The sequence below is a fragment of the Dactylosporangium sp. CS-033363 genome (assembly GCF_050942475.1).
Taxonomy (GTDB): domain Bacteria; phylum Actinomycetota; class Actinomycetes; order Mycobacteriales; family Micromonosporaceae; genus Dactylosporangium.
This window is the reverse complement of sequence record NZ_CP192032.1, coordinates 1,342,225-1,366,826: the sequence shown is the minus strand read 5'-3', so window position 1 is coordinate 1,366,826 and position 24,602 is coordinate 1,342,225. Positions and strand designations below refer to the sequence as shown.

Below are 24,602 nucleotides of genomic sequence, written 5' to 3'. Positions count from 1 at the left end.
GGTCGCGGGGAAGCCGCGACCGTTCAGGCGGTCTTACGGCGGCCGATGGCGGCGTCGATCGCGTCGGCCTTGGCGCCCTTGAGCGCCTTGCCGTTCCGCTTCACATCTACGCTCGGTACACCGAACGCGCGGACCTGAGCGGAGATCGACTCGGCGGTGATGTCGGCGTAGTGCTCCGGCATCCGGCTGGCCAGCCGCTCGGCGATGTCCTCCCACTGCAAACCACGCTCGGACGGCTCGAACATGCCGCGCACGTCGGCGAGCACGTCCCGCGAGGCGCGGGCAACGTCCTCCCCGGCCGCCATGCCAGTCAGCGTGCCGGCCGCCTCACGCAGCTTCCGCGCGGCGATGAGGATCTTCTCCGCGTCTTCCTGGTCGGCGAGGTAGGTGCGCACCACCGGCGTCGCGTCGGCAGCACCGCGCAGGATGCCGACGCCCTTGTAGGTGGGTAGCAGCGTCGAGCTGTCGTGGCCCTCGGAGTACGCGCCAGAGCCGAGGACCAGGTCGGACACCTGCCATGAGCCGGTGCGCAGCGCGAAGCGCACCTGGTGGTTGTCGCGGTAGGAGATGAACTGCTGCGCGACCTGGCCGCTGCCGACCCCGGACGGGCGCTGCGTGGCGTCGACGAAGATGACCCCGGCGGCCGGCGCCACCTTCACCAGGTAGACCAGCAGCGATGCGATCTCCTTGGACAGCTCGCCGAGGTCGAAGTACTCCTGAAACTCGTCCAGGATGACCATCCGCACCGGCATGCGGTACTTCGGATCGCGGGCGATCTCCCGCGTCAGCTTGCCCTCCGGGCACACGTCGACCGGCAGCGCGGACAGCCGCTCGTAGCGGTCCTGCACGTCGGCCTTGATCTCGCGCAGCGCCTCGACCACGATCTCGCCGGGGTCGCCGTCGCGGGTCATCGCCAGCCCGAACGCGCACCGGTCGGCGACCAGGGCGAACTTGCGCCAGTCCGGCTTGCCGCCGCCGTCGAACACGGTGAGCTTCACGTACGGGTCCAGCGCCCCGAACAGGGCGAGGCTGCGGGCGGCGAACGTCTTGCCCTGCCTCGGCTGCGCCCCGATCAGCATCGACGTCCACATCAGGTCGATGGCGACCTTGTTGCCCCGCTCGTCCAGCCCGAACGGCGCGGGCTGCCAGATGTCCGTGGGCTTGCACCGCAACAGCGGCGTCCGGCCGGCGCCGATGGCGAGCGGGTCACGGTCGGCGACCCACAGCACGTGCCGACGGTGCGAGGACGGGTCACGGGTGATGAACACCTGCGACACCGCCACATCCAGCCCGGACGCGACCGCACCGCGAGCCTTCACCGCGTCATCGAACGTCTTGCCGTAGGGCAGGTCGATGAGCACCTGCGACCCGGAACCGGTCGTGTCGCGGGACATCGTGGACCCGAACGCGATCTGCTGATTCGGCTTGTCCGAATGCCCCAGCCCAGCCGCGTAGTAGGCGCGCAGGATGATGTCGGGATTCACCCGCCGGTACCGGCCAGCGACCACGGCGGGGCGAAGGATCGGCTTGTCCTCCGGGTGGCCGAGGCGGGCCAGGCCGCAGACTGCGCCGGCGGCGGCCAGGCCGACGATCCACCACGGGGCCACGGCGTAGGCGATCGGGCCGCCGACGCCCAGCGCAAGGAGCTCGCCCGCGAGGACGATGCCGCGCCATGTGCGCGTGGCCTTGACCTCGCGGTGCAGCTTGTACCAGGTCTGCGGGTCGTTGTCGTCGGCCGCGCGCTGCCGCAGCCCGTATTGCTCCGACAGCCACCACCACCGCAGCTGACGCCCGATCAGCTTGAACAGCCCCACGGTGGCCCAGAACGCGGCCTGTGCGCCGTACCAGGGCGCCCGCACCGCGTGGTAAGCGCTGCGGTGCAACACATCCTCCGCGATGTCGCGGACAGTCGCCTTGAAGTTCTGCCAGCCGAGCAGCCGGCCCGGGATGATCGGACGACGGCCCTTCGGGTCGGCCGGCGGCGCGTCGACCAGGGTGCCGCCGCGCTCCGGCTCGTCATCGAGCGGCACGTCGAAGTGCCCCGTTGCGCCGGTGCCGTCGCGGCGGGCGCGGGCGGCGCCCAGGTCGACCACCTCGGCGACCTCGTGCTCGTACTTGTCCCAGTCGAATCCGTTCGGGTGCTCCCGGTCCGGCTCGTTGGTCGTCATGCTGGAGGTCTCCTGACTTCCTGATGGAGGGATGGGACCGGTGCGCGGCCGGGTTTCCTAGGCCGTGAGGCCGCGCACCGGGCGTAGCTACTCGTGGTTGGCGTGGATGAGGTGGGCCAGCGCGGCGCCCATGCCGAGCACTGCGACGGGTAGGCAGGCGACCGCGGTGGTGATCTGCCAGGGCGCGTGCGTAACGCCGGCGGCGGTCAGCAGGTGGTACGCCACCTGTCCGAGGCCACCGAAGATGAGTGAGCCGATCGCGGACCACCGGGCGAAGCTGCGCGCGGCGGCCGGAGCGGTCCCGGTCAGCCAAACGGCCAGGGCGTACGCGGCGTAGGTCTCGACGCCGATGGGCAGGGTGATCGCCGTGTTCAGCGCGAGGTCACTCCAGATGCCTGGCAGCGGGTGCACGACGCCGAACCCGGTCAGCTCGCCGAGGCCAACCCAGCCGGACCAGATGGCCACGAACGCGGGCAGGGCCAGCAGGACCACCGGCCATGAGCGCGGCTTGCGGGCCTTGCGCGTCGTCGCGAAGTGCGGGATGTGCTCCGGCTCCGGCGCGGCGTCGGCGCCCGGGTGTCCGTGACCCGTGGCCAGCACAACCGCCTCGGTCACCACGTCGGCCGGCGAGGGCATCTCGACCACCTCGGCCTCCGGCTCGACCGGCATCGGCTCCGGGTCCGGCGCGGCGTCGGGCAGGACCGGCGGCGCGACCGGCGCGGCGGTGAACTCTGCGGCCTGCAACGCCTCCCGCAGCGCGGTCGCCTTGGGCGCGCCCACCTTCAACTCCTTCATGAGCTGATTGCGCGACGGGAGCTTGCCGAGGTTCGTGGCGATCTCCTGGGCGCGGGGCAGCAGAGCGGAGAGATCGAATGGGTACACGCTCGGTGCGGTCATGGTGGTCATGCGGCAGCTCCAATCAGCTCAGCGGGAAGGGCGGCGAGAACAGCGAGGAACGAGGCGTGGAGCCGCTTGGAGATGGCGCTCGGCGTCATCCCGCGACCGTGCAGCCGCAGCACGGCAGCGGCGAACTCCGGACGGGTCAACTCCACCCGCTCGCCCTGGCCGGCGAGGTCGACGGCGATCTCGTCCACGTAGTTCGGGTCGGGCGTGATCTCGCGGGGCAAGTCGCACTCGACCGCGAACCGCTCGTCGTCGCGGATCGCGCGCTCCCAGCAGGCGCCGCAGGCGACCATGCGGGACGACAGGCGGTGCTCGACGCAGTGCCGCGCGGCGACGTCGGCCAGGACATGGCCGGGGCCGAAGTGTGCGAATGCGCTGTCGGCATGGGTGAGATGCCCCACGCCCACGCTGGCGCCGGTCTCTGCGATCACTGGAAAACCTCCATCTCGAGTGGCGCTAAATACAGCGCCGGTGCTGTATTCGTGAGAACGACCGTACAGCGCCAGTGCTGTATTCGCAACAGCCCTGACCTGCCAGAACTTAGGATCTTGGTGGATCGGCGCCTCGCCTCATCGGCGCCTGAGACCATCAAACCGCGCCGAACGGCCAGCGTGCAGGGTGTGAACCGGTGCGACCATGGCACTCGGTTCACACCCCGTGTGAATCGATCTCCATCCCTTCCCTCAGCGTCACGACGCACCTACGCTGCGGTAATGGGGGAGGCAAATCTGCTGCTTGCTGCGCTCATCGAGCGCGCCGGCCTGTCGAACGCCGGTCTGGCGCGACGGGTGAACCTGCTGGGCGCCGAGCAACGACTCCGGTACGACCATGCCTCCGTAGCGCGCTGGATCCGCGACGGTGCCGTCCCCCGCGATCCCGGACCGGATCTCATCTGCCAGGTCATCGGCGACGCGATGCGAACCACCGTGACGCGGGCGGACATCGGCATGGAGCGGAAGCCGGCCACCTCAAGCGTGCCCCTGCCCCAGCTGGTCGAGCGCGCGACGGCCCTGTGGCGCGGCGATCAGCGCGACAAGGCCGCCGGCCCGCCGGCCGCGGGCGCCGAGGCCGTGGCGCCGGTCTGGGAGTGGGAGAACCCGCCGGACGACGTCGAGGTGGCCCACGACGGCCGCCGCCAGGTCGAGCCGGTCGACGTCCGCCGGCTACGCCAGCTGCGCGACCGCTACCAGGAGATGTACCGCCGAGTCGGCGGCGTACCGGTCCGGCCGCGCCTGGTCGCCGCGCTCAACGAACGCGCGGCACCACTGCTGCGCGACACGTACGACAACCGCACGGGCCGCCAACTCCTGCGCGCCGCCGGCGGCCTGGCCGCGCTCGCCGGCGTCTGCGCGTACGACGCGGACCAGCAGGGCCTCGCCCAGCGATACCTCTTCGGAGCCCTGCGCATGGCGAAAGCCAGCAACGACAAGCGATTCGGCGCGTACGTCGTGGCGCTGTTGAGCACGCACGCCTTGCACGGCAACCAACCGCGGCTGGTCGTGCAGTACGCCGAGGCGGCCCTCCGCGCGGCGCGGGGGCATCTCGGTTCTGCGCTCGCCGCCGACCTGCACTCGTTGGCCGGCAAGGCGTACGCGCGGATGGGCGAGAGCGACGGATGCCAGCGGCACATGCGCGAGTCCGAGCTCGCGGCCGCCCGCATCGTCCTTGGCGACGAGCCGGCCGAAGCGTCGTACGTCCAACCCGGTCTGGTGGAGACGCAGGTGGCCGAGGCGCTGCGGCGCCTGGGCGACTTCAGCGCCGCGCAGACATACGCGGAAGAGTCCGTCCGGATGGCCGGCGGAACGCACCTACGCGGCCGCGTCCACCGCTACGCCGGCCTCGCGCTCATCGTTGCCCAGCGCGGCGACGTGGACCAGGCCGTGCATGTGGGTACCCAGATGCTCGAGTACGCCGAGGGCATGGAATCCGGCCGCATCCGCGACCGGGTTGCTCAGGTCGCCGGCGCGCTACGGCCACACGCTAGGGTGCCAGCGGTGGCGGAGTTTCTGGAACGGGCCGACACCGACGCCCAGCTGAGGGGGTTCTAGTGCGCTGGCAGGTCAACTCCGAGCGGACGCTCTACCAGGACCAATGGGTGCACGTACTGGCCGCCGACGTAGAACTGCCGGACGGTCGGCACCTCGACCACCGCCTCATCCGCAGCGCCCCTGGCGCCGGCGCCGTTGTCGTGGTGGACGGCAAGGTGCTTCTACTCTGGCGCCACCGCTTCATCACCGACACATGGACATATGAGATCCCGGTTGGAGCCATCGGCGACGACGAGCCAGCTTCGGCAGCGGCTCGCGAAGTTGAAGAGGAAACGGGCTGGCGGCCAGGGACACTGCGCCCGCTCATCTACACCCAGCCGTCGCCTGGCCTCATGAACTCCGAGCACCATATCTTCCGCGCAGACGCAGCTAGTTACATCGGACCACCGGTCGATGGCTTTGAGTCGGACCGCATCGAGTGGGTGCCGCTGGAAGATATCCGCCGCCTCATCGACAAGGGCGACATCGTGACCGGCACCACGCTAGTCGCACTGCTGTACGTGCTTGCGGACGCCACTCGCTAACTGCTACGCAGTTGGACGACGCGGCCTCATTTCCGCCCACGCCTTTACTGTCGCCGGCCGCCACACGGGTGATCGCCCGAACTTCCTCTCCGCCTGAGGTGCTTGCTGGCGCGCCACGTATGCCGCCCAGGTGCTGCGAGTGACGCCCAGGAAGCGAGCACAGTCTTCCGCCGTCCACCAGTCGGCGGGCAAGTCGTCATTCTCAGCATGCGGAGTCATCACTTGTACCGTACGGCATCGGCCACGAGTCGCGACACACGTAGCTGAGGAGTTCCAGGCCACCGCCTCACTTGCACTTCCATCGGTTCGCGAAGCGGTGTATTCAGAAACTATTTCCATGAGATGTGATGATCACCGCCAGCGGTCCGTCAGCCGCCCGATTAGCCTTGAGTTACATCGTAGCGGAGACAGCATGTCGAGCCATTTCGTGAGGGCAGCCGCAGCATTCCAGACCTCCGGCCGAATCATCCGTTCGTCGATCGGTTAGAGCTGATCGACGGACGGCTTCCGACACGCGAATCCGCTAAATTCCCAGCGGGGCGCCAATCTCCTGTCCGCTAAAGCCCCAGGCGGTCGGTTCAACCTTAGTTGGACCGGGTTCATCTCTCCTTTGGGGGTTGATGGACAGAAGGAGTAGGTATGCGCGAAAAGCGCGAACGGAGAGTGCGGAGAAGGGCTCAGCGAGGATGCTGCGAGTGCCACATGAATCGGAGCGCGATCGGACGAGCCTTTGAGGTTGCGCTCCGGCTGGTGACACTCGTACTCGCCATCACCAATCACTGGCACTAACGTTCAAGGAAGCGGGCGTAGCCCATTCCATCAAGCGGGGCCTTCTACGTTCGATGGGGGCCCCGCTTGCTAGCTCTCGCGCTTCAAAACACCGGGAACGGGAAGTCAACGGTTTCCTGTCAGGCGTGAGAACAATTCATGAAGGTAACCGAATGCCTCGTCAGAGGGCGGCTGCAATCTTTCGTCGACGAGTTTCTTCAGATCGGCGTCATCAAGCGGCAGCACGAAGCCATTTCCGTCATTGGCAGTGTCTAGACAAGATTGCCAGATCTTCGCCTTGTCGGTGTACCCGCGGTACACAAGCAAGCCAAATCGTCCTCGGGAGTTCGAAAATCTCCCCGAAATCTGATCGAGTTCAGGATTGCCTAGTGGACGCGTGTAATTTTTACATTCGACAACCACGTTTGCTGCCGGGTAATGTATACCGAGCCAATAGAAAAAGCCGTGCTTAGCTAGGTTAGTGTAGGAGATGTCGATCCGCTTGCGACCTGCGTGAATTTTGTGCTGCCTGCGAGGGAACACCAGATTCTGATCGAATGCAGCTGTGAGAAGCGCCTCAATTCGCTTCTCGTAGAGGTCCGCTTCGGCGTCACCCGGCATCACAGCGAGCACCTTTGCGAGCAACTCCTCAAGATTTACGTACGGCCCACCGGTCGCGTCCGCAAGATCGTCCCCGTTTAGCAGGTCGGCCGGGTTTTCTTCCTTGAACTGACGATACGAATTCAGCAATTCTGGATTGTGTTCGCTGACGTGCGTGTTGACCCGTTTTTCAAACCCAGGATTGTGCCTTCCAGCATCGAACTGTCCGCGCAGCTGCTCTTCGATTGCCTTCTTGGTTCTCCGCCGGCCGCTTGCCAGTTGAGCCAGCGATCGCGCAGCACCTTCGGTAGAAACTAGAAAATCCAGCACGTGATGCCGATAGAACTCTCGAGCATTCATATGCAACTGTCGACGTACCAGAATTTTAGGGACGAGCAGTAATTTGGCGTCGGCCGGTGATGGCAGTCGCACATACTCCTCTTTCCACTCAGCTCGCGAAGTGTCCCAGATAGGGCCGGAAGCGATATCGTCTTTGAGTGGAATCCCGTAAAAATCACTTGTCCACTGCGTGTATTCTATTAGCTGTTTTCTGATGAGGTTCGTAGTAACGTCCGAGATTCGGTCCTTATCGATCTTAGGGACGAGTAACGCCGTGTCTTCCAGATCACGGATTAGCCCCGTGCGAACGGCTTCGCTCCGAGAAAGTGACTCCCAGACATCACGCGCAAGCTCATCTCCCACTCCGCTCCCGCGAGATCTTCCTCTTGAGAGGCCAAGATGAGTCTCATTTGGTTCACGGAGGGCCGATAGCATTGTGAGCGCTAGCTCGTTATCCCTCGCGACGATCGCGTCGATCAACCTTTGAAAGAAGGACTGAATGGAGGATACGCAACTATCGGCCCACGGAGAGTTCAATTGCTCGATAGCCTTCGGATCGATGTAAAGCCGGACGTCATTTTCGATGTCGACATCGACAAAGTCCAGCTCGGCTTGCGTCCGATTAAGTTCGTAGAACTCGGAGACCCGCATCGATCCTCCAGCTCCTCAAGCGTAAGTACGAAGAGTGTAGATCAGTTGACACTGTGTGACAACGGAATGATCCCATCTGCTGCTCAATGGGAGCGTTCATGCGTCCGGGGTCCTCCGACCTCATGGACCAACTGCCGTCTAGGCTCAAATACGCCAGGGGCCTGGGGGGCAAGAGGCCTGCCCCCGGGGGCGCCACCAGGACGCCCAGCGCACCGTACGGCAAATACGCGGCAGAATAACTCCGGGTACTTCGCGGCTTGCGGCACTTCCGCAGCTCAGCGCGTTGACGGACGTAGAAGCGCCTGTCCCCTCCGGAGGCGGGGGCGCAGGTTCGAATCCTGCCGGGCGCACACTTGTTAGCTAGCGGTCTAGCTGGCCAAACGGAGTTCTGGAGCGGTGGTAGACGCTGTCCAGAGCCTCTCTGTTGTGTCGGCTGCAGCCGACGCTGACCGGCGGTTAAAGGCTACCTGTGCCGAATGTGTGCCGAGGCCGCCACACTCCAAATCCGGAATGTATCCGCTGAACGATGACGTGCTCGGGCCATTCGTGGGAGCGTACGGAACATCCCGTCGAGCTCGGTTCTCGTAGGCTGGGTCACATGACGGATGACGGAAGCGCCGCTACGCCCCCGGCTGAGCAAGCTCGCCGGGTTTTCGTCGTGCACGGCAGGAACTTGCCAGCCCGTGACGCGATGTTCGCGTTCCTTCGTGCGTTGGGCTTGACGCCGATCGAGTGGTCTACTGCGATTGGCTGGACGGGCAGTGCCACGCCGTATATTGGTGATGTCCTAGACACTGCATTCGACCGTGCTCAAGCAGTCGTCGTGCTAATGACTCCGGACGAAGTTGCGTACCTGCGACCCGAGTATGCGCATGACGAATTGGACCCTGAAATCCAGGCCGCCGCACAGGCCCGGCCGAACGTTCTGTTCGAAGCCGGAATGGCAATGGGGCGCAACGTGAAGCGAACGGTGCTCGTCGAACTGGGACAAGTTCGACCCTTCAGCGACGTTGGGGGACGACACGCGGTCCGTATCAACGATAGTGCTGAAAGACGCAAAGACCTTGCGCAACGCCTGTTGACCGCGGGCTGTTCTGTCGATATGACCGGCGCAGATTGGTTGAGTGCAGGAACTTTCGTCGTCCCCCCGCCGCCCGGTCGCGGACTGCCGATGGGTCGGGTTGTGCCGAAGACCGGACCCCGGGGCGTTAGTATCGATGCAAAATTTCACAATCGAGGCAACGGCGGTCGGCTTGAGATCATCAATCATGGCAGCGTCACCATTTATGATGTCAACGTCGAGGTGCCCGAAATGGGCGGCGTGTGGATGCATTCCGGCGACCTACCCGTCAAACGCCTGCCGGCCGGCAAGAGTTTTCAGCTTCCGGTTAGCCTCACAATGGGTGATAGGAAAAGCGCTTTCGATGTAACGGTGACAGGGCGCACCGATGCTGGCGAAGAAATTCGAGAAGAAATCTTCATCGACACAATGGGGTAAAGATGAGTAGCTACTCGGTTCGGATCCCGTTAGATGCCGACGGGTTCGTACGCCGCGAGTGCCCCCACTGCGAACAACAGTTCAAATGGCACCACGGGCCAACCGAAAGCCGACCCGAGGATGCGGTAGACCCGCCTGTTTATCACTGTCCATTGTGCGGACGATCGGCCAATCATGACTCCTGGTGGACTAGCGAACAGCTCGAGTATGCCCGTGATATCGCCGCTCCACAGATCATGGAGGAGTTGACTGCAGGATTCGAAAGAGCAATGCGAGGCTCTCGGCATATGAAGTTTAAAGCCTCCAGGAGTGGGGGCTCCGCGGAGGTTCCGAGCAGCCTCAACGAACCCGATGACATGATGATGGTCGAGCCCCCCTGTCACCCATGGGAGCCAATTAAGGTACCGGACTCAAACAGAGACTCGATCTATTGCCTACTCTGCGGATCGAACTTCGCAGCCTGATTCGCACGGGCGACTATCTTACATTCATGTTCTAAGAGCTTCCTCTACACGCTTCTTTGATCGGCCAACATCACCTTCTACGCTCTTTGCGTCTACTCGGAGAGGTACTTCAACTGAATATCCGCCCAGTCTGCTACGAGAGGGGCTGAGACGCCGGCATTTAGCCAGGTTGAGACTGCAGCGTGGCGGAGATCGTAACCTTAGGTCCGAACCAAGTTCATCAGTAGCGCACCCGCTGAGCGACGTTGCCGAAATCACGACCGGTTCGGCTGCGATGAGCATTCTGTCCGGCGAAGGCGGGAGCGAAGGTTTGCGTCCCGCCGGGCCGCGCATGCCAACACACTCAACGACCAGCACAAACGAGACGTCGGGTGTGCGGGAAATACTGTTTGGCACGACGCGCCTTGCTGCGCAATGACCGCAACCCGAAGCACAACGTGGCGGCCGTGGTTGTTCAAAAGATCATCGCCCGCTTGGACGGCACACTTCTGAACAGTTACGGACGGATCCGTGGCTCCGCCGTGCCGCGCCTGACAGGCAGCGGTCCCACCGAGCACGCGTCAGGCGACGAGCGCGCTCAGCGGCCGACAGCCCCACGGGGCGTGAGTCGAAAATGCGAAAAACGACAAGCTTTTATTTCTAAGGGAGGAAAAACAATGATTTGATCCTGACCGAATACGGTGCCTTGGCCACGACTCGTGGCCGGTGAGATCACCGTCGGAGTTGAACTGACCCGACGGGGCGGCACTGGCGACGTGCCTTCCACGAGGCGCGGCCAACCGGCGGGCGGTTACGCCTGATCGAAGTCCGGGAGAATCAGGAGCGCGGCGCGTACATGATGACCGCTACGCCCACCAGGCAGATTGCGGCGCCTATGTAGTCGTAGCGGTCGGGGCGGAACTTGTCGACGGCCATGGCCCAGGCCAGGGAGCCGGCTACGAAGATGCCGCCGTAAGCGGCGAGGATGCGGCCGAAGTTGGCGTCCGGTTGGAGGGTTGCCACGAAGCCGTATGCGCCCAGAGCCGCAACGCCGGCGCCGATCCACAGTAGGCCTTTGTGCTCGCGTACGCCCTGCCAGATCAGCCAGGCGCCGCCGATCTCGGCCAGGGCGGCCAGGACGAACAGCGCTATGGATCGGATGATCGTCATGAGGTCATCGCAGCACACGGACTGAGCGGCAAGCCGCCGGAGTGGTCAGCAGCCGCAGCCCGAACCGCCGCAGCCGCGTGTTGGAGCAGGGGCGGTCCGGCGGCGGTGGAGCCACCACATGGTCAGGGCTGCTAACGCCAAGCCCGCCGATACGGCCAGCAAGGTCTTCTGGGCTACTGCGGCGCCCGCGGTGGTCAGGATTCCAAGAGCGATCAGCAACGGCAACGCGCAGCACGCGGCGCAGGCGACGGCGGCCAGAACCCCCGTGACCTTGCTGCGCATCGGGGCAGTTGAAGTGGTCGGCAAAGGCTGGTTCATGCGGGCGGTCCACCGATCGTCAGGAATGGCAGTGGGCAGTCCTCGCAGGTGCAGTTGGTGAGGCTGTCGCAGCGCGCGTCTACCACCTCGGTCAGCGTGGTCCGGATCGCCATCAGGTCGGCGATCTTGGCGTCCACCTCGGCGATCTTGGCGATCGCGCGGTCGCGCAGGTCCGGGGTTGGGTGGCGGCGGCGGCCCGCGTCCAGCAGCTCCGCGACCTCGTCGAGCGTGAAGCCCAGGCGTTGCGCCGCCTTGATGACGTGCAGCACCGCTACCGTGTCGGCCGGGTACAGGCGGTGGCCGCCCAGCGAGCGGTCCGGCTCCGCGAGCAGGCCGCGGCGTTCGTAGTACCGCAGAGTCTGGATGTTGACGCCGGCTCGTTCGGCCAGTTCGCCGGTTCTGAGGGGTAGGTTCACGGTGCCGCCTTCCTTCCAGACGACAGTAAGGCTGTACCTGGGTACCGGATGCAAGCGCGGCCTAGAGTCGGGGGCGTGAGCACCGGGTTTGGGTTGGCTGGGCGGACCGCGACCGAGATCTCCGCGGCCGTGGAGGCGGCGGTGCGGTCCGGCGCGCTGCAGGCGGGAGATGCGCTTCCGCCGATTCGAGCCGCAGCGGTACAGCTCGGTGTCAGTCCCGCCACGGTTGCCGCCGCCTATCAGGCGCTTCGGCAGCGTGGGATTGCCGAGTCGGCGGGGCGGCAGGGGACGCGGATCCGGCCTCGGCCCGCTGTCGCGCCGGCTCGGGGGCAGTTCCGGATTCAGGTGCCCGACGGGGTGCTCGATCTTGCTACCGGCGGGCCCGATCCGCGGCTGCTGCCTGACATCGGGCCGGCGCTGGCTCGGGCGGCGGCGGATTCCTGGCCCACCGGGTACGCCGCTGAAGCGTACGCGCCGCTCCGCGCCGCCGCTCAGGCCTCGTTCGCCCGCGACGGGGTCGACGGCGGCGAGCTGGCGATCGTCGGGGGTGCGCTCGACGGGGTCGAGCGGCTGCTCGGCGCGCATGTGCTGCCCGGCGATCGGGTGGCCGTCGAGGACCCGGGGTGGGCGAACCTGCTCGATCTCGTTGCGGCGCTCGGGTTGCGGGCCGTACCGGTGGCCGTAGACGAGGCCGGGCCCGATCCGGCGCGGCTCGAGGAGGCGCTGAAGGGCGGGGCCCGGGCGTTCGTGGTGACCAGCCGGGCGCACAATCCGACCGGGGCCAGCGTCACCGCCGAGCGGGCCGAGGAGCTCAAATCCGTTCTTGTACGGCATGCCGACGTCCTCGTCATCGAGGACGATCACGCTGCGGAATTGTCGGTCGAGGGGCTGCACCCGCTCGCCGGCGCGACCCGATCCTGGGGATTCGTCCGCTCCGTCAGCAAGCCGTACGGGCCCGATCTGCGGCTCGCCGTTGTCGCCGGAGATGCGACCAGTATCGGGCGGCTCACGGGGCGGCAGCGGCTCGGGACCGGGTGGGTTTCGCTCATTCTGCAGCGGGTCGTCGCCGATCTGTGGGGCGATCCCGTTGTGGGAGAGGCGGTGTTGCGGGCTCGCGGGGAGTACGAGAGGCGGCGTTCGGCTCTTGTGCATGCGCTCCGGGAACGGGGGCTCTCCGTAACCGGGCGGACGGGGTTGAATGTGTGGGTCTCGGTGCCCGATGAGACGACGGCGGTGGCGCGGTTGCGGGAGGCCGGATTCGCGGTGGCGCCGGGCGCGTTGTATCGGATCGCCACGCCGCCCGCGGTGCGGATCACCATTTCCGGGCTCGATCTGGATGTCGTACCGGCATTGGCCGACGCCGCCGCCGAGGCGATCACCTACACGGGGGCCGCGGCCGGGGTCTGAGGTGGACGGGATCTTCTACCGTCGATGGGGTGGAACAGGTCAGGACCCGCGGCACCGCCGGCGTTGTGATTGCCGTGGTCGGTGTGGCGCTCATTTGCGTGATTGCGTGGCGCGGCATGACGCCCGATCAGCGTGACGTCACCGCCGCCGCGCAAAATGCCGCCTACGAGCTCGAGCGGACGCCGGTGCACGGGCTCGGGCTGAACATCTTCGACGTGCAGGAGGCGCTGGCGCACGGGGCGGGGCGCGGGGCGTACAACATCCGGGTTCGTGATGCGGGGCGGGACTCCGAGAAGCGGGACCTGTATGAGTTCACGAACCGCAACGACGACTATCCCGTGTGCATGACCGTCGAGGTCGACATCGATCTGCTGGACGATGCTCCGTCGTTTCCGTCGGTGTCGGTGGAGGAGGGCGCTTGCGCTAGCTGACGCGGCGGAAGCGTTGCAGTACGGCCGGAGTGTCATCGTCCACCGTGAACTCCTCGTTGCCCAGCCACGCGCGGTAGTCGGGGCCGTGCCAGAAGCGTTCGTGGGTGGCGCGCCACTCGGCGACCGTGGTGTCGCCCTCGCCCTCGTCGATCGCGTGCTGGACGTCGACGTCGCCCAATTTCGCGATTTTGACGGACGTCACTTCGATGACCGCCACCCGTTGGTCGTCGGAATCGATGACGGCCGAGCGCCGGCCGATCTCCGGGAGTGGCTCCTCGTCGAGCTCGTAGTCCTGCAGGAGGCCCGTCGTGGTCGTTTTGGTGCCGTCGAGAATGGCGGCGACGAGGCGGTCCCGCAGCGGGCCGGGGAATCCGAACTGGGCGATCGGCAGCTCTTCCACGGGCGTTGACTGTACTCACGTCGAGCTGAGTACGGCGACGGATTTCAAAACGGCCCGGGGCGGCCACGCTGAACGGTATGCGTGGGACCAAGTGGTGGTTCGTCGTGGTCGTCGGGGCCGCGACCGTGTTGGTGTTCGCGTGGCTCGGGCGGCTCGCCGGGGTCACGCCCGAATTGCTGTGGACGGTCGGGGCGGCGTTCGCGGCGCTCACGTGGACGGTCGTGCTCGTGTCGGCGCCGTGGAACCTGTACTTCGCGGCGCGGCGGGTCGTGTTCGACACCGCGGTGTCGCGCGGGCGCGGGATTCCGGTCAAGGAGGGGTACGAGGACGAGGCGAGCCTGATCGCGCGCCGCATGTTGTGGTTCGCGATCGGCGGGCACGTCGCGACGTCCGCCGTCGCCGCCGTGGCCGGGCTGGTGACCGGAAACGTCGCCGGGTACTGGGTGGCCGGGTTCTTCCTGCTCACGACGCTGCTGCGGCCGGCCGGGGCGTACTTCGCGCACCATCGGCAGCGCATCGCCGCCATGAGCCGGGAGGTCACGCATCCGCGCGAGGACGTGGTGACGCTGCGGCGCGACGTGGCGGAGTTGCAGGAGCTCGGGACGTCCATGCAACGGCAGGTCGACGCGCTGCAGACGACGATCGACGCGACCGCGCGGCGGCTGGAGGCGGCGGTCGACGGGATCAGCGACCACCAGGACCTGGTCAAGGGGCTGCGGGCGCTGACCCGGATGCTGCGGGCCGAGCAGGGCTAGGGGTTTGAAGAACCGACAAGCCTGCTCTTGTACGTCCAGCAGGACCCACTTCGCGCGCGGGCGCGAAGCGGCCGGGGTCGAAGGACGGACAAGCCCGCTCTCGTACGCCCAGCAGGACCCACCCAGCGCGCGGGCGCGACCAGCCCCGGTTGGAGGGCGAGCGGGCTGGTCTCAAGCGCGCGGGACGACCCGGTGCGCGGGCGCGAAGCGGTGCGGGCGTCAGGGGGTCGACGGGCGGACCAGGCCGGTCTCGTACGCGAGGACGACCGCCTGCGCGCGGTCGCGCAGTTCGAGCTTGGTGAAGATGCGGGCGACGTGGGTCTTCACGGTGGCCTCGCTCAGGGTCAGGGCCGCGGCGAGCTCCGCGTTGGACAGGCCCTGGCCCATCAGCGTCAGGACCTCCAGCTCGCGCGGCGTGAGCGGGGTCAGGTCGCGGTGCAGCGGCGACGGGGCGGACTCGGCGGCGAAGCGCTCGACCAGGCGGCGGGTGATCGACGGGGCCAGGAGCGCGTCGCCGGTGCCGACGAGGCGTACCGCGTTCGCCAGGTGCTCCGGGGTCACGTCCTTGAGCAGGAAGCCGCTCGCACCGGCGGCCAGCGCGGCGTACACGTAGCGGTCCAGGTCGAAGGTCGTCAGCATGATGACGCGGCAGTCGGGCAGCCGCGCGACGACCTGCCGCGTGGCGGCCAGGCCGTCGAGGTTGGGCATGCGGATGTCCATGAGGATGACGTCAGGGCGCAGGCGGATCGCGGCGGCCACGGCCTCGGCACCGTCCGCGGCCTCGCCCACGACGTCGACGCCGCGCGCGTTGAGGATCATGTGGAAGCCGGTGCGGACCAGCGACTGATCGTCGGCGATGAGGACCCGGGGCGAGTTCATGCCGCGTCCAGCGAGATGCGCGCGCGGACGCGGGCGTCGGTGATGCGGGCGCGCGGCGCCTCAAGGCCGGGTCCCGCGGGATGCGCGCGGACGCGGCGGTCGGCCATCTGGTCACGCGGCGCTTCCACGCCGGGTCCAGCGGGATGCGCGCCGGCGGTGCGGACCCGCGCGGAGTTCATGCCGCGTCCAGCGGGATGCGCGCGCGGACGCGGAAGCCGCCGCCGAAGCGGCGTCGGGCGTCGAAGTCGCCGCCGTAGACGGTGACGCGCTGGTGGAGGCCGAGCAGGCCGCGTCCGGTGCCCGCGGGTGGGCGGGGGCGGTCGGGGCCGCCGCTGTCGAGGATCTCGATGCGCAGGGAGCGTTCCGTGTACCGCACCGACACCTCCGCCCGGGCCGCCTGGGCGTGCTTGAGGGCGTTGGTGAGGGCCTCCTGGATGATGCGGTACGCCGTGGTGTCGATCCCGGCCGGCAAGGGCCTCGGCTCGCCGCTGATGAGGACGTCGACGGGCAGGCCGGCGAAGGCGATGCGGTCCACGAGGCGGCTCAGGCCGTCGAGGCCCGGCTGCGGGGCGAAGTCGTCGTCGGCCGCGTCCGCGCCGTCGGCGGCCGGGGCGAGCAGGCCGAGCAGGTGGCGCAGCTCCTTGAGGGCGTCGCGGCCGGCGCCCTCGACGGCGGCCAGGGCCTCCGCGGCGTCGGGCGGCACGGCGGCGGGCGACAGGGCCAGGACCTCGCGGGCGGCGCCGGCCTGGACGACCATCACGGTCACGTTGTGGCTGACGATGTCGTGCAGCTCGCGGGCGATGCGGGCGCGCTCGGCCGCGACGGCGCCGCTGGCCGCCTGCTGGCGCTCGCGTTCCAGCAGCCAGCCGCGCTCCCCCAGCGCCTGGTCGTGGCGACGCCGCGCGCGGGCGGCGGCGATGGCGAAGAACGCCGCCAGACCGAGCGCGAGCAGCAACGCCGCGGCCAGCGCGCCGACCACGACGCCCGACCCGCTCACGACGCCGCCGGGGCGGCTGGAACCGGCGCTGGGCCAAGCCGGCGTCGCGCGCGGACGCCCCCAAAAACAAGAGCCGCCACGCGGTGATCAAGCACACGTCGCGCACGGACGCCCGCCAGAGCACGAGCCGGCGCCGCGCGGCGACCGGGGGAACGTCGCGCGCGGGCGCCTGGGAAAGCCAGAACCGCCGCCACCCTGGTCACGATGCCAGACCTGGGCGGCCGCGCGCATCGGGCCTTGGAAGCAGCGGCGTACATCCGCAGGATGACCCCGGGCGGCGGGTTGCATCGGGGAGCGGACGCGGCGTGGGGTACCGGAGCCATAGCTTTTGGACCATGACGACGGTGGTGCGGCTGGACGGGGTGCGCAAGGAGTTCGGGGGGACCACGGCCCTCGACGGGGTGTCGCTGCGCGTCGAGGCCGGCGAGGCGGTCGCGGTCATGGGGCCCTCCGGCTGCGGGAAGTCGACGCTGCTCAACATGATCGCGGGGTTGGACAGGCCTACGGCGGGGCACATCGCGGTACACGATGAGGATCTTGGGCAGTTGAGTGAGACCGGTCTGGCGCTGTTTCGGCGGCGGCGGATCGGGATGGTGTTTCAGTTTTTCAATCTCATCGATGACCTTTCGGCGCTGGACAACGTCGCGCTCGCCGCGCAGCTGATGGGCATCCGCGCGCGGCAGGCGCGGCGGCGGGCCCTGGAGCTGTTCGACGAGCTCGGGATCGCCGATCGGCGCAACGCGTATCCGGCCGTGCTCAGTGGCGGGGAGCGGCAGCGGGTCGCGGTCGCGCGGGCGCTGATGAACCGGCCGGCGCTGCTGCTGGCCGACGAGCCGACGGGGGCGCTGGACAGCAGGGCCGGCGAGCAGGTGATGGACCTGCTGCTGGACCTCAACCAGCTCGGCCAGACGCTGCTGCTCGTCACCCACGACGCGGCGCTGGCCGAGCGGTGCGCCGGCCGCGTCGTCGAGCTCGCCGACGGGCGGGTGCGGGCGTGAGCGCCGTGTGGCGGGCCGCGCGGGCGGCGATCCGGCGGCGCCGGCTGCAGACCGTCGTCGTCGGGCTGGTGGTGCTGTTCTCGACGGCCACGGTCGTCGTCGCGCTGGGGCTGCTCGACGCGTCCGCGCGGCCGTTCGACCGGGCGTTCGCGCAGCAGCGGGGTGCGCACGTCGTCGCGACGTACGACGCGCAGGACCCCGCGACGAGCGCCGCCGGCGTGGAGGCGGTCGCCGGGCCCTTCCCCGAGCTGGTCCTCGACGTGCCGGCCGACGGGGGGCCGGGCTGGGCGACCGGGGCGCTGACCGTCGTCGGGCGGGCCGACCCGGGCGGGGCCGTGGACCGGGTCGACGTGTGGGCCGGGCGCTGGGCGACAGGTGCGAACGAGATCGTGATCACCTCGACGCCGCCGGCCGACCGCGCGGACGCGCAGTACTTCAGCGCCGACGTCATCGGCCGCACCGTCCGCGCGCCCGGGCGGCCGGCGCTGACGATCGTCGGCATCGCGTACACCCTCGGGGACACCGCCGATGCGTGGGTCTCCCCCGCGACGATGCGCGCGCTCGGCCCCACCGGCTCGCAGGTGCTCTACCGGTTCCGGCACGCCGCGGACAAAGCCGAGGTCGACGCGGCGATCGCCACGCTCCCGCGCGACGGGCTGGTCGCGACGCAGTCGTACCTGACGCGCAAGGACGCGGTCGCCGCCGGCCCCGGCACCATGCTGCCGTTCCTCGTCGTGTTCGGCGTGCTGGGCCTGGTCGTCGCCGTGCTGATCGTGGCCAACGTGGTGAGCGGCGCGGTCATCTCCGGCTTCCGGCACATCGGCGTGCTGAAGGCGATCGGGTTCACGCCCCGCCAAGTGGTCTTCGTCTATCTCTTCATGGTGTCGGTACCGGCTGTGGCCGGCGCCCTCGCCGGCACCGCGCTCGGCACGGTCGCCGCGCGCCCGTTGCTCGCCAACGCGTTCCTGGGCCTCGGCTTCGGCGCGCGGGTCGACACGGGCCTGTGGGTGCCGCTGACGGGCGTCGCCGGGGTACCGCTGCTGGTCGCCCTCACCGCGCTCGTGCCCGCCCTCCGCGCGCATCGGCTCTCGGCCGCCGAGGCGATCAGCGCCGGCTCGGCCCCGCGGGCGGGCCGCGGGCTGCGCGTGCAGCGGGCGCTGTCCGGCACCCGGCTCCCGCGCGCGGTGAGCCTCGGCCTCGGCCTGCCGTTCGCCCGCCCGGGCCGCACCGGCCTGACCCTCGCGGCGCTGCTGCTCGGCGTCGTCACGGTCACGTTCGCCGGCGGCCTGACCACGTCGGTGCTCCGCTACGGCGCGGCGGTGGACCGCGCGGACGCGGTACAGGCCCAGGTCAGACCGAACAATCCGGACTTCGGCGGCGTGTCCAGCGCCAAGACCGACCCGCAGGTGGAGTCGCTGCTGCGGGGCCTGCCCGGCACCGTGTACGTCACCGCCGACCTCAGCCTCGAGCTCGCCGTGGCCGGCCACAGCACCCCGATCGGCGTGGACTTCCTGCGCGGCGACGCGACGACGATCGGCTTCCGCGAGGAGCTCACCGAGGGCCGCTGGATGGCCGCCCCGGACGAGGTCGTCGCGTCGTCCAAGGGCCTGCACGACCTCGGCCTGCGCGTCGGCGACCGGATCCGCCTCACGTACGACGGCCGCGACGTCCCCGTCACCATCGTCGGCCGCACCCTGGACGGCGCGGTGGGCGGCGGCGCCATGTTCGCCGACTGGTCCCTGTTCACGACGCTGGCGCCGCAGTACCGCCTGGTGAACCACGAGGTCATGTACTACGTCCGGATCACGCCGGGGACGAGCGTCGAGTCGTACCTCGCGTCCGTGCGCGCGGCCGACCCGGGCCTGACCGCGTGGTCGGCCGTGACGGGCCTCGGCAACTCCTACACCGTCTCGGTGGTGACCGTGTCGGTCGTGTTCTCCCTGATGATCGGCACCGTGGCCGCGCTCGCCGTGTTCAACACCGTCCTGCTCAACGTCCGCGAGCGCCGGCGCGACCTCGGCATGCTCAAGTCCATCGGCATGACGCCGCGGCAGGTGGTGGCCATGATGGTGACGTCGATGGCCGCGCTGGGCCTGGCCGGCGCGGTGGTCGGCATCCCGCTGGGCATGGCCGCGCACCGGCTGATCCTGCCGATGGTGGGCCGGGTGGCGAAGGTCGACCTCCCGGCGACGCTCTTCGACGTCTGGAACCCCGGGGCGCTGGCGTCGATGGCGCTGGCGGGGGTGGGGATCGCCGTCCTGGGGGCGCTGCTGCCGTCACGCGCGGCCGCGCGCCTGCCCATCGCCGAGGTCCTCCACAACGAGTAGGCCACATGTCCAGGTGGCCCCATATTGATAGACATGCGCGCACTCGATCCGGTCGACCCGAGCATCGCGTGGTACGACCATCCCGGCCCGTGGACCGCCGCCGATGTGGCGCTGGTCGCCGAGATCGTGTCACCGAGCGACGCCGCGCCGAGGCCCTGCAGGACTGGCTCAGCTGAACGGCAGGGCGATGGAGGGGTCCTCGGCGGGCGGGCGCAGGGCCGTGACCGTCGCGTAGCCCTCGGTCAGCAGGGCCAGGTCCGACCCCGGCGGCGGCGCGTCCTCGCCGACCTCGACCGTGATCCGCGCGAAGTCCCGCGCCGCCTCCGACACCGCCATGCGCACCTGGCCGAACGGGGCCGGAGCAGCCCGCCGCAGGCCGCGGATCGCCTCGCGGGGCCGGTCGGGCACGTTCAGGTTGAGCACGGTTCGACGAGGAGCCTCCACAAGCCAAGGCAGCAATTGTACCGCCAGTGCCCCCGCCACCTCCCAGTGCAACACCTCGCCGGCGCGCTGCCGGAAGGCCTCCTGCACCGTCGCGGCGCCCGGCAGGGAGGTGAGGACGTCGAGCGAGACGGCCAGCGCGCGGAGGCCCTCGTTGGCCGCGGTCAGGGCGGCGCCGACGGTGCCGGAGTGCAGGATCGCGTGGCCGGCGTTGGCGCCGCGGTTGATGCCGGACAGCAGCAGATCCGGCGGCTCGCCGAAGACGCCCAGCGCGGCCAGCACCGCGATGTACGCGGGCGACGCCGCGACCGAGTACGCCGTGATGCCGTCCAGATCCACCGCGTCCAGCAGCAGCCGCCCGTTGTCGGTGATCGCGGTGAGGGCGGCCCCGGTCCCGCTGGCCTCGCGGTGCGGGGCGGCCACGAGCACCTGGTGCCCGGCCCCGGCCGCGGCCTTCGCGAGCGCGAGCAGCCCGGGCGCCTCGATGCCGTCGTCGTTGGTGATCAGCAGTCGCACGATTGCCCAGGCTAGCGTCGCAGGCATGTCAGTGCTTGTCGCGTTCAGTGTGACGCCGCTCGGCGTCGGCGAGGATGTCGGTGCGTTGGTGGCCGAGGCGGTGCGCGTCGTGCGCGCGTCGGGCCTGCCCAACCGTACCGAGGCGATGTTCACCACGGTCGAGGGCTCGACGTGGGACGAGGTCATGGGCGTGGTCCAGGCCGCGGTGGCGGCGGTCAAGGAGAAAGCTCCCCGCACCAGCACGGTCATCAAGGTCGACTGGCGCGACGGCCCGGTCGGCCGGCTCGACGCGAAGATCGCCACGGTCGAGCGGCACCTGGCGGAGTAACCCGCCGCGGGTGTCAGGTGGCGCGACGGCCCGGTCGCCGGCTCGACGCGAAGATCGCCACGGTCGAGCGGCACCTGGCGGAGTAACCCGCCGCGGGTGTCAGGTGAGGTCGTCGAGGAAGCGCAGGGCGGCGCGGGCGTTCTCGTGGCGCCAGGCGGCCAGGATCAACTCGAAGCCCTCCGCGGCCGCGCGGCGGCGGGCGAGGGCGGGCTCCATCGGGGCGATGACCGCGCGCTGGGCCGCGACGAGGTGGTCCAGCGCGCGGTCGCGGCGGGTCAGCAGGGCCAGTTTGACCAGGAACTCCGAGCGCAGGTCGCGGACGTGGGCGACGGGGCGGTCCAGCCAGTCCGCCACCGCGTCCGCGCCGGTGTCGGTGGCGCCGAGGATCGAGCGCTGCGGGCCGCGGTCGCCGGCTTCGGTGCCCGCCACGTGCAGCAGGCCGGCGGCGGTGAGGCGGTCGGCTGCGCGGTACACGATGGGCCTCGGCACGTGCCAGACGCGGCCGATCGCGCCGTCCTCGGCGGTCAGCTGCGCGACCGCGAAGCCGTGGGCGGGCTCCTCGTCGAGCAGGGTGAGCACGATCCACTCGGGCAGCGAGAGCGTCGGGGTGGACACGGAGGGGAGCCTAAACCCGCCCCGGCCGGTAGTCTCATTGTGACTACCGAGGCAGGGGGTGGGCGGCGTGCTCGGACGGCTGGCCGACGGGACGCCGTACCACGCCCCGATCGGCGAACTTCCCGTCGACGGCGACCGGGTGTGCTGCCACCTGTGCGGGCGGTGGTTTCTCTCCGTGGCGTCGCATCTGCGGTACCACGGGTGGACGAAGACCGACTACGTGACCGCGTTCGGGCTGGAGCTGGGCAATCCGCTCACCGGGCCGGCGACGAGGAAGCGGCGCTCCTCCGCGTTCGGGGCGCGGCACAACGAGCCCGCCATCCGCCTCGCCCGGGTCGCCGCGCGGGAGCGGGCCGGCAGCGGGGCGCTCACCGCCGCGGCCGCGCGGGCCGCCACGGGGCGGGCGCATCCGGCCGAGCGCCGGGCCAAGACGCTCGCCGCCCTGGCCGAGGTCGACCCGGCCGCGCGCGCGGAGGCGAACCGGCGGCGCGGCGAGCGGCACCGCGCGCGGATAGCGGGCGACGTCGCGGCGCGGTTCGGGTTCGCGTCGTTCGAGGAGTACGTCGCGGCCCGGGCCGGCGACGGGCTCAGCATGGCCGCGATCAGCCGCGAGGCCGGCCTGCACAAGGACTGGGTCCACCGGTACGCCCCGACGCCCGCCAAACCCCCGCCCGGCGAGTTCCGGCTGGGGCCCGTCGCGCGGCACCTCGGGTACCAGAGCGTCGTGGCCTTTCTCAGGGGCGAGCACGTGGACCGGCACCGCAGCGTCGCCGCCATCGCCCTGGCCGCGGGCGTGTCGCGCTGGACGGTGCTCGCGGCGCTGCGCCACCACGGGATCGAGCCGGTCGCGCACGCGAGCAAGCGCCACGACGCCCAGGACCGCGCGCGGCGCGCGGCCGAGCGGCTGGGGTTCGGGTCGATCGCCGAGTACGTCGCGGCGCGGCGCGCGGACGGGACCCCGTGGCACGCCATGGCCGCCGAGACCGGCATCGCCGCCACGAGCCTGCGGCGCCTGCCCGTGGAGCGCGCGTCCTAGCGACGACGCCTGCTCTTGGAGGGCGCAACGCGACGACGACGCCTGCTCCTGGGGGCGCGACGCCAGTACGACGCCTGCTTTTGGAGGGCGCGACGCGACGACGTCGCCTGCTCCTGGGGGCGCGACGCCACTGCGACGCCTGCGACTGGGAGGGCGCGACGCAGCGACGACGCGACGTCTCGGCAGTGGAGCCGCGGCGGGGCGGGTCAGCCCAGGTCGTGGCCCGCGGTGCTGTCGACGTGGGCGGGGATCTCGCCCGACGCGGCGTCGCCGGTCGTCAGGGTGCCGGTCGGTTCGAACATGAGGATGGAGCCGCCCGGGGACGAGGGTTTGTGTTCGGTACCGCGCGGCACCACCCACGTGTCACCCGCGTGCAGGACGACGGTGTGCTCGTGGCCGTCCGGCTCGCGGATCGCGATGTCGAAGCGGCCGTCCAGGACGAGGAAGAACTCGTCGGTGTCGGCGTGGGTGTGCCAGACGTGCTCGCCCTTGGCGTGGGCGACCCGCACGTCGTAGTCGTTCATGCGCGCGACGATCCGCGGGCTGTACACCTCGGTGAACGACTGCAGCGCCTCGGTCAGGTTCACGGGTTTCGCGGTCATGTCCCGATTGTCCGCTCGGACGCGCGATCCTGCCTTGTACAAAAGACACATGGACGACCGCTGGCAACATGATCCGGACCCGAACGACCACCCGCGCGCCCGTACGCCGGAGGTGCGGTTCGACAGCAGTGGCGTACCGCTGCTGGGGGTGTTGCACGTTCCGGCCGGTCCGGGGCCGCATCCGGTCGTCGTGGTGCTGCACGGCTTCCCCGGCAACGAGCGCAACTTCGATCTCGCGCAGGCGTTGCGCCGGGCCGGTTACGCGGCGCTGGTGTTCCACTACCGCGGGTCGTGGGGCGTCGGCGGCGACTATTCGTGGTCGAACGTGCTCGCCGACGCGGCCCGCGCGGTCGCGCTGGCACCGGGGCTCGACCCGGCGCTCGACCCCGCGCGCGTCGCGGTCGTCGGGCACAGCATCGGCGGGTTCGCGGCCCTGCACACCGCGGCGGGCGACGCGTCGGTGCGCGCGGTCGCGGCCCTGGCGGCCTACGATCTCGGCGCCGTTTCCCAAGCCCCTCAGGGTGTACTCGACGAAGCCCGCACCATGTTCGCCGGCGACCCGCTGCCGTTGCGCGGCACCAGCGGAGACGCACTGTACGAGGAGATGTGCACGCACGGCGCGGCGTGGCAGCTGAAGAACCTGGCCCCCCGGCTCGCGGGGCGCCCCGTCCTGCTCGTCGCGGCCGCGCACGACACGGTCGCGTGGCCGGAGCTGCACTACGACCCGCTGGTGGCGGCCGTCGACGCCGAGGCGGTGACGCTGCCGGCCGACCACGTCTTCTCCGACCACCGCGTCGCCCTCACCCGCGCCGTCATCCAGTTCCTCGACCGCACCCTGTGACGCGCGGTCGCGTGTCAGGCCCGCCCGGACGAACACCGCACGCCGTGACGCACGGCCGCGTGCCGCCCGCCCGGACGAACACCGCACGCCGCGACGCGCGGCCGCGTTCGGCCCGCCCGGACGAACACCGCACGTCGTGACGCGCGGTCGCGTGTCAGGCCGCTCGGACGGGCAGCGCGGGGT

24 protein-coding genes are annotated in these 24,602 nt (G+C 69.5%); 11 read left to right on the top strand and 13 right to left on the bottom strand.

Translation table 11 applies throughout. The features are described from left to right. Positions 1-23: 23 nt before the first annotated feature. From ACQPZ4_RS06315 to ACQPZ4_RS06305, 3 genes are all read right to left on the bottom strand, one after another. Positions 24-2,168: a cell division protein FtsK gene (locus ACQPZ4_RS06315; RefSeq protein ID WP_433057064.1), complete on the bottom strand. Its 2,145-nt coding sequence runs from the start codon at positions 2,166-2,168 to the stop codon at positions 24-26. An 87-nt stretch (positions 2,169-2,255) separates the two neighbouring features. Next, a complete protein-coding gene (locus tag ACQPZ4_RS06310) occupies positions 2,256-3,065 on the bottom strand; it encodes an ABC transporter permease (protein WP_433066301.1) in 810 nt (269 codons plus the stop codon). Positions 3,066-3,070: 5 nt separating this feature from the next. After that, entirely contained in the window at positions 3,071-3,502 is a 432-nt protein-coding gene (locus tag ACQPZ4_RS06305) for a hypothetical protein (protein ID WP_433057062.1), read from the bottom strand. A 282-nt stretch (positions 3,503-3,784) separates the two neighbouring features. Between ACQPZ4_RS06305 and ACQPZ4_RS06300 the strand changes: the two genes are divergently transcribed. Further along, the gene (locus tag ACQPZ4_RS06300) at positions 3,785-5,119 is read left to right on the top strand and encodes a hypothetical protein (RefSeq protein ID WP_433057060.1); all 1,335 of its coding nucleotides are present in this window, start codon (positions 3,785-3,787) and stop codon (positions 5,117-5,119) included. After that, entirely contained in the window at positions 5,119-5,643 is a 525-nt protein-coding gene (locus tag ACQPZ4_RS06295; protein WP_433057058.1) for an NUDIX hydrolase, read from the top strand. The genes ACQPZ4_RS06300 and ACQPZ4_RS06295 overlap by 1 nt, the downstream gene beginning before the upstream one ends. Before the next feature lie 894 nt (positions 5,644-6,537). Here the strand turns inward: ACQPZ4_RS06295 and ACQPZ4_RS06290 are convergent. After that, positions 6,538-8,001, bottom strand: coding sequence for a hypothetical protein (locus tag ACQPZ4_RS06290; RefSeq protein ID WP_433057056.1), 1,464 nt, complete (start codon positions 7,999-8,001; stop codon positions 6,538-6,540). Between the two features lie 598 nt (positions 8,002-8,599). Here ACQPZ4_RS06290 and ACQPZ4_RS06285 point away from each other — a divergent pair. Beyond that, the gene (locus ACQPZ4_RS06285) at positions 8,600-9,499 is read left to right on the top strand and encodes a TIR domain-containing protein (protein WP_433057054.1); all 900 of its coding nucleotides are present in this window, start codon (positions 8,600-8,602) and stop codon (positions 9,497-9,499) included. 1,280 nt (positions 9,500-10,779) lie between these two features. Here ACQPZ4_RS06285 and ACQPZ4_RS06280 read toward each other — a convergent pair. Continuing rightward, positions 10,780-11,112 (bottom strand): YnfA family protein, encoded by a 333-nt coding sequence (locus tag ACQPZ4_RS06280; protein ID WP_433057052.1) that lies wholly within the window; start codon positions 11,110-11,112, stop codon positions 10,780-10,782. Positions 11,113-11,426: 314 nt separating this feature from the next. After that, positions 11,427-11,846: a MerR family transcriptional regulator gene (locus ACQPZ4_RS06275; protein WP_433057050.1), complete on the bottom strand. Its 420-nt coding sequence runs from the start codon at positions 11,844-11,846 to the stop codon at positions 11,427-11,429. A gap of 129 nt (positions 11,847-11,975) precedes the next feature. Here ACQPZ4_RS06275 and ACQPZ4_RS06270 point away from each other — a divergent pair, with 129 nt between their 5' ends. Next, positions 11,976-13,253 (top strand): aminotransferase class I/II-fold pyridoxal phosphate-dependent enzyme, encoded by a 1,278-nt coding sequence (locus ACQPZ4_RS06270; protein WP_433057048.1) that lies wholly within the window; start codon positions 11,976-11,978, stop codon positions 13,251-13,253. A gap of 29 nt (positions 13,254-13,282) precedes the next feature. Further along, complete coding sequence (locus tag ACQPZ4_RS06265; RefSeq protein WP_433057046.1) at positions 13,283-13,684, top strand: hypothetical protein; 402 nt, start codon at positions 13,283-13,285, stop codon at positions 13,682-13,684. Here the strand turns inward: ACQPZ4_RS06265 and ACQPZ4_RS06260 are convergent. Next, positions 13,677-14,084 carry an ASCH domain-containing protein gene (locus ACQPZ4_RS06260; RefSeq protein ID WP_433057044.1) on the bottom strand — a complete coding sequence of 136 codons (408 nt, stop codon included), beginning with the start codon at positions 14,082-14,084 and terminating at the stop codon, positions 13,677-13,679. The genes ACQPZ4_RS06265 and ACQPZ4_RS06260 overlap by 8 nt on opposite strands. A gap of 77 nt (positions 14,085-14,161) precedes the next feature. On the opposite strand from ACQPZ4_RS06260, the gene ACQPZ4_RS06255 reads away from it, so the two are divergent. Continuing rightward, complete coding sequence (locus ACQPZ4_RS06255) at positions 14,162-14,839, top strand: hypothetical protein (RefSeq protein WP_433057042.1); 678 nt, start codon at positions 14,162-14,164, stop codon at positions 14,837-14,839. Positions 14,840-15,058: 219 nt separating this feature from the next. On the opposite strand, the gene ACQPZ4_RS06250 is transcribed toward ACQPZ4_RS06255, so the two are convergent. From ACQPZ4_RS06250 to ACQPZ4_RS06240, 3 genes are read right to left on the bottom strand one after another with little or no spacing between them, the layout of a single operon-like run. Beyond that, on the bottom strand, positions 15,059-15,718 hold the full coding sequence (locus ACQPZ4_RS06250; RefSeq protein ID WP_433057040.1) for a response regulator: 660 nt from the start codon (positions 15,716-15,718) through the stop codon (positions 15,059-15,061). After that, the gene (locus tag ACQPZ4_RS06245) at positions 15,715-15,897 is read right to left on the bottom strand and encodes a hypothetical protein (RefSeq protein WP_433057038.1); all 183 of its coding nucleotides are present in this window, start codon (positions 15,895-15,897) and stop codon (positions 15,715-15,717) included. The genes ACQPZ4_RS06250 and ACQPZ4_RS06245 overlap by 4 nt, the downstream gene beginning before the upstream one ends. Beyond that, positions 15,894-16,670, bottom strand: a complete 777-nt coding sequence (locus tag ACQPZ4_RS06240; protein ID WP_433066298.1) for a sensor histidine kinase — start codon at positions 16,668-16,670, stop codon at positions 15,894-15,896. Before ACQPZ4_RS06240 ends, ACQPZ4_RS06245 begins: the two co-directional genes overlap by 4 nt. A gap of 380 nt (positions 16,671-17,050) precedes the next feature. Here ACQPZ4_RS06240 and ACQPZ4_RS06235 point away from each other — a divergent pair, with 380 nt between their 5' ends. After that, entirely contained in the window at positions 17,051-17,713 is a 663-nt protein-coding gene (locus ACQPZ4_RS06235; RefSeq protein WP_433057036.1) for an ABC transporter ATP-binding protein, read from the top strand. Beyond that, the gene (locus tag ACQPZ4_RS06230; protein ID WP_433057034.1) at positions 17,710-20,040 is read left to right on the top strand and encodes an ABC transporter permease; all 2,331 of its coding nucleotides are present in this window, start codon (positions 17,710-17,712) and stop codon (positions 20,038-20,040) included. The genes ACQPZ4_RS06235 and ACQPZ4_RS06230 overlap by 4 nt, the downstream gene beginning before the upstream one ends. A gap of 168 nt (positions 20,041-20,208) precedes the next feature. Here the strand turns inward: ACQPZ4_RS06230 and surE are convergent, their stop codons facing one another. Continuing rightward, a complete protein-coding gene (surE, locus tag ACQPZ4_RS06225; protein WP_433057032.1) occupies positions 20,209-20,997 on the bottom strand; it encodes a 5'/3'-nucleotidase SurE in 789 nt (262 codons plus the stop codon). A gap of 25 nt (positions 20,998-21,022) precedes the next feature. On the opposite strand from surE, the gene ACQPZ4_RS06220 reads away from it, so the two are divergent. Next, positions 21,023-21,325, top strand: a complete 303-nt coding sequence (locus ACQPZ4_RS06220; RefSeq protein ID WP_433057030.1) for an MTH1187 family thiamine-binding protein — start codon at positions 21,023-21,025, stop codon at positions 21,323-21,325. A 99-nt stretch (positions 21,326-21,424) separates the two neighbouring features. On the opposite strand, the gene ACQPZ4_RS06215 is transcribed toward ACQPZ4_RS06220, so the two are convergent. Next, entirely contained in the window at positions 21,425-21,940 is a 516-nt protein-coding gene (locus ACQPZ4_RS06215; RefSeq protein WP_433057028.1) for a PadR family transcriptional regulator, read from the bottom strand. Positions 21,941-22,007: 67 nt separating this feature from the next. On the opposite strand from ACQPZ4_RS06215, the gene ACQPZ4_RS06210 reads away from it, so the two are divergent. Beyond that, positions 22,008-22,976 carry a hypothetical protein gene (locus ACQPZ4_RS06210; RefSeq protein WP_433057026.1) on the top strand — a complete coding sequence of 323 codons (969 nt, stop codon included), beginning with the start codon at positions 22,008-22,010 and terminating at the stop codon, positions 22,974-22,976. A 206-nt stretch (positions 22,977-23,182) separates the two neighbouring features. On the opposite strand, the gene ACQPZ4_RS06205 is transcribed toward ACQPZ4_RS06210, so the two are convergent. Further along, on the bottom strand, positions 23,183-23,578 hold the full coding sequence (locus ACQPZ4_RS06205; RefSeq protein WP_433057025.1) for a cupin domain-containing protein: 396 nt from the start codon (positions 23,576-23,578) through the stop codon (positions 23,183-23,185). 49 nt (positions 23,579-23,627) lie between these two features. On the opposite strand from ACQPZ4_RS06205, the gene ACQPZ4_RS06200 reads away from it, so the two are divergent. Further along, a complete protein-coding gene (locus ACQPZ4_RS06200; protein ID WP_433057023.1) occupies positions 23,628-24,419 on the top strand; it encodes an alpha/beta hydrolase family protein in 792 nt (263 codons plus the stop codon). Positions 24,420-24,602: the final 183 nt, after the last annotated feature.

Bases quoted from the DNA above. Each gene is read 5' to 3' on its own strand.
- ACQPZ4_RS06315 (WP_433057064.1), bottom strand. From the start codon at position 2,168: ATGACGACCAACGAGCCGGACCGGGAGCACCCGAACGGATTCGACTGG.
- ACQPZ4_RS06310 (WP_433066301.1), bottom strand. From the start codon at position 3,065: ATGACCGCACCGAGCGTGTACCCATTCGATCTCTCCGCTCTGCTGCCC.
- ACQPZ4_RS06300 (WP_433057060.1), top strand. From the start codon at position 3,785: ATGGGGGAGGCAAATCTGCTGCTTGCTGCGCTCATCGAGCGCGCCGGC.
- ACQPZ4_RS06290 (WP_433057056.1), bottom strand. From the start codon at position 8,001: ATGCGGGTCTCCGAGTTCTACGAACTTAATCGGACGCAAGCCGAGCTG.
- ACQPZ4_RS06285 (WP_433057054.1), top strand. From the start codon at position 8,600: ATGACGGATGACGGAAGCGCCGCTACGCCCCCGGCTGAGCAAGCTCGC.
- ACQPZ4_RS06280 (WP_433057052.1), bottom strand. From the start codon at position 11,112: ATGACGATCATCCGATCCATAGCGCTGTTCGTCCTGGCCGCCCTGGCC.
- ACQPZ4_RS06255 (WP_433057042.1), top strand. From the start codon at position 14,162: ATGCGTGGGACCAAGTGGTGGTTCGTCGTGGTCGTCGGGGCCGCGACC.
- ACQPZ4_RS06250 (WP_433057040.1), bottom strand. From the start codon at position 15,718: ATGAACTCGCCCCGGGTCCTCATCGCCGACGATCAGTCGCTGGTCCGC.
- ACQPZ4_RS06245 (WP_433057038.1), bottom strand. From the start codon at position 15,897: ATGAACTCCGCGCGGGTCCGCACCGCCGGCGCGCATCCCGCTGGACCC.
- ACQPZ4_RS06235 (WP_433057036.1), top strand. From the start codon at position 17,051: ATGACGACGGTGGTGCGGCTGGACGGGGTGCGCAAGGAGTTCGGGGGG.
- ACQPZ4_RS06220 (WP_433057030.1), top strand. From the start codon at position 21,023: ATGTCAGTGCTTGTCGCGTTCAGTGTGACGCCGCTCGGCGTCGGCGAG.
- ACQPZ4_RS06205 (WP_433057025.1), bottom strand. From the start codon at position 23,578: ATGACCGCGAAACCCGTGAACCTGACCGAGGCGCTGCAGTCGTTCACC.
- ACQPZ4_RS06200 (WP_433057023.1), top strand. From the start codon at position 23,628: ATGGACGACCGCTGGCAACATGATCCGGACCCGAACGACCACCCGCGC.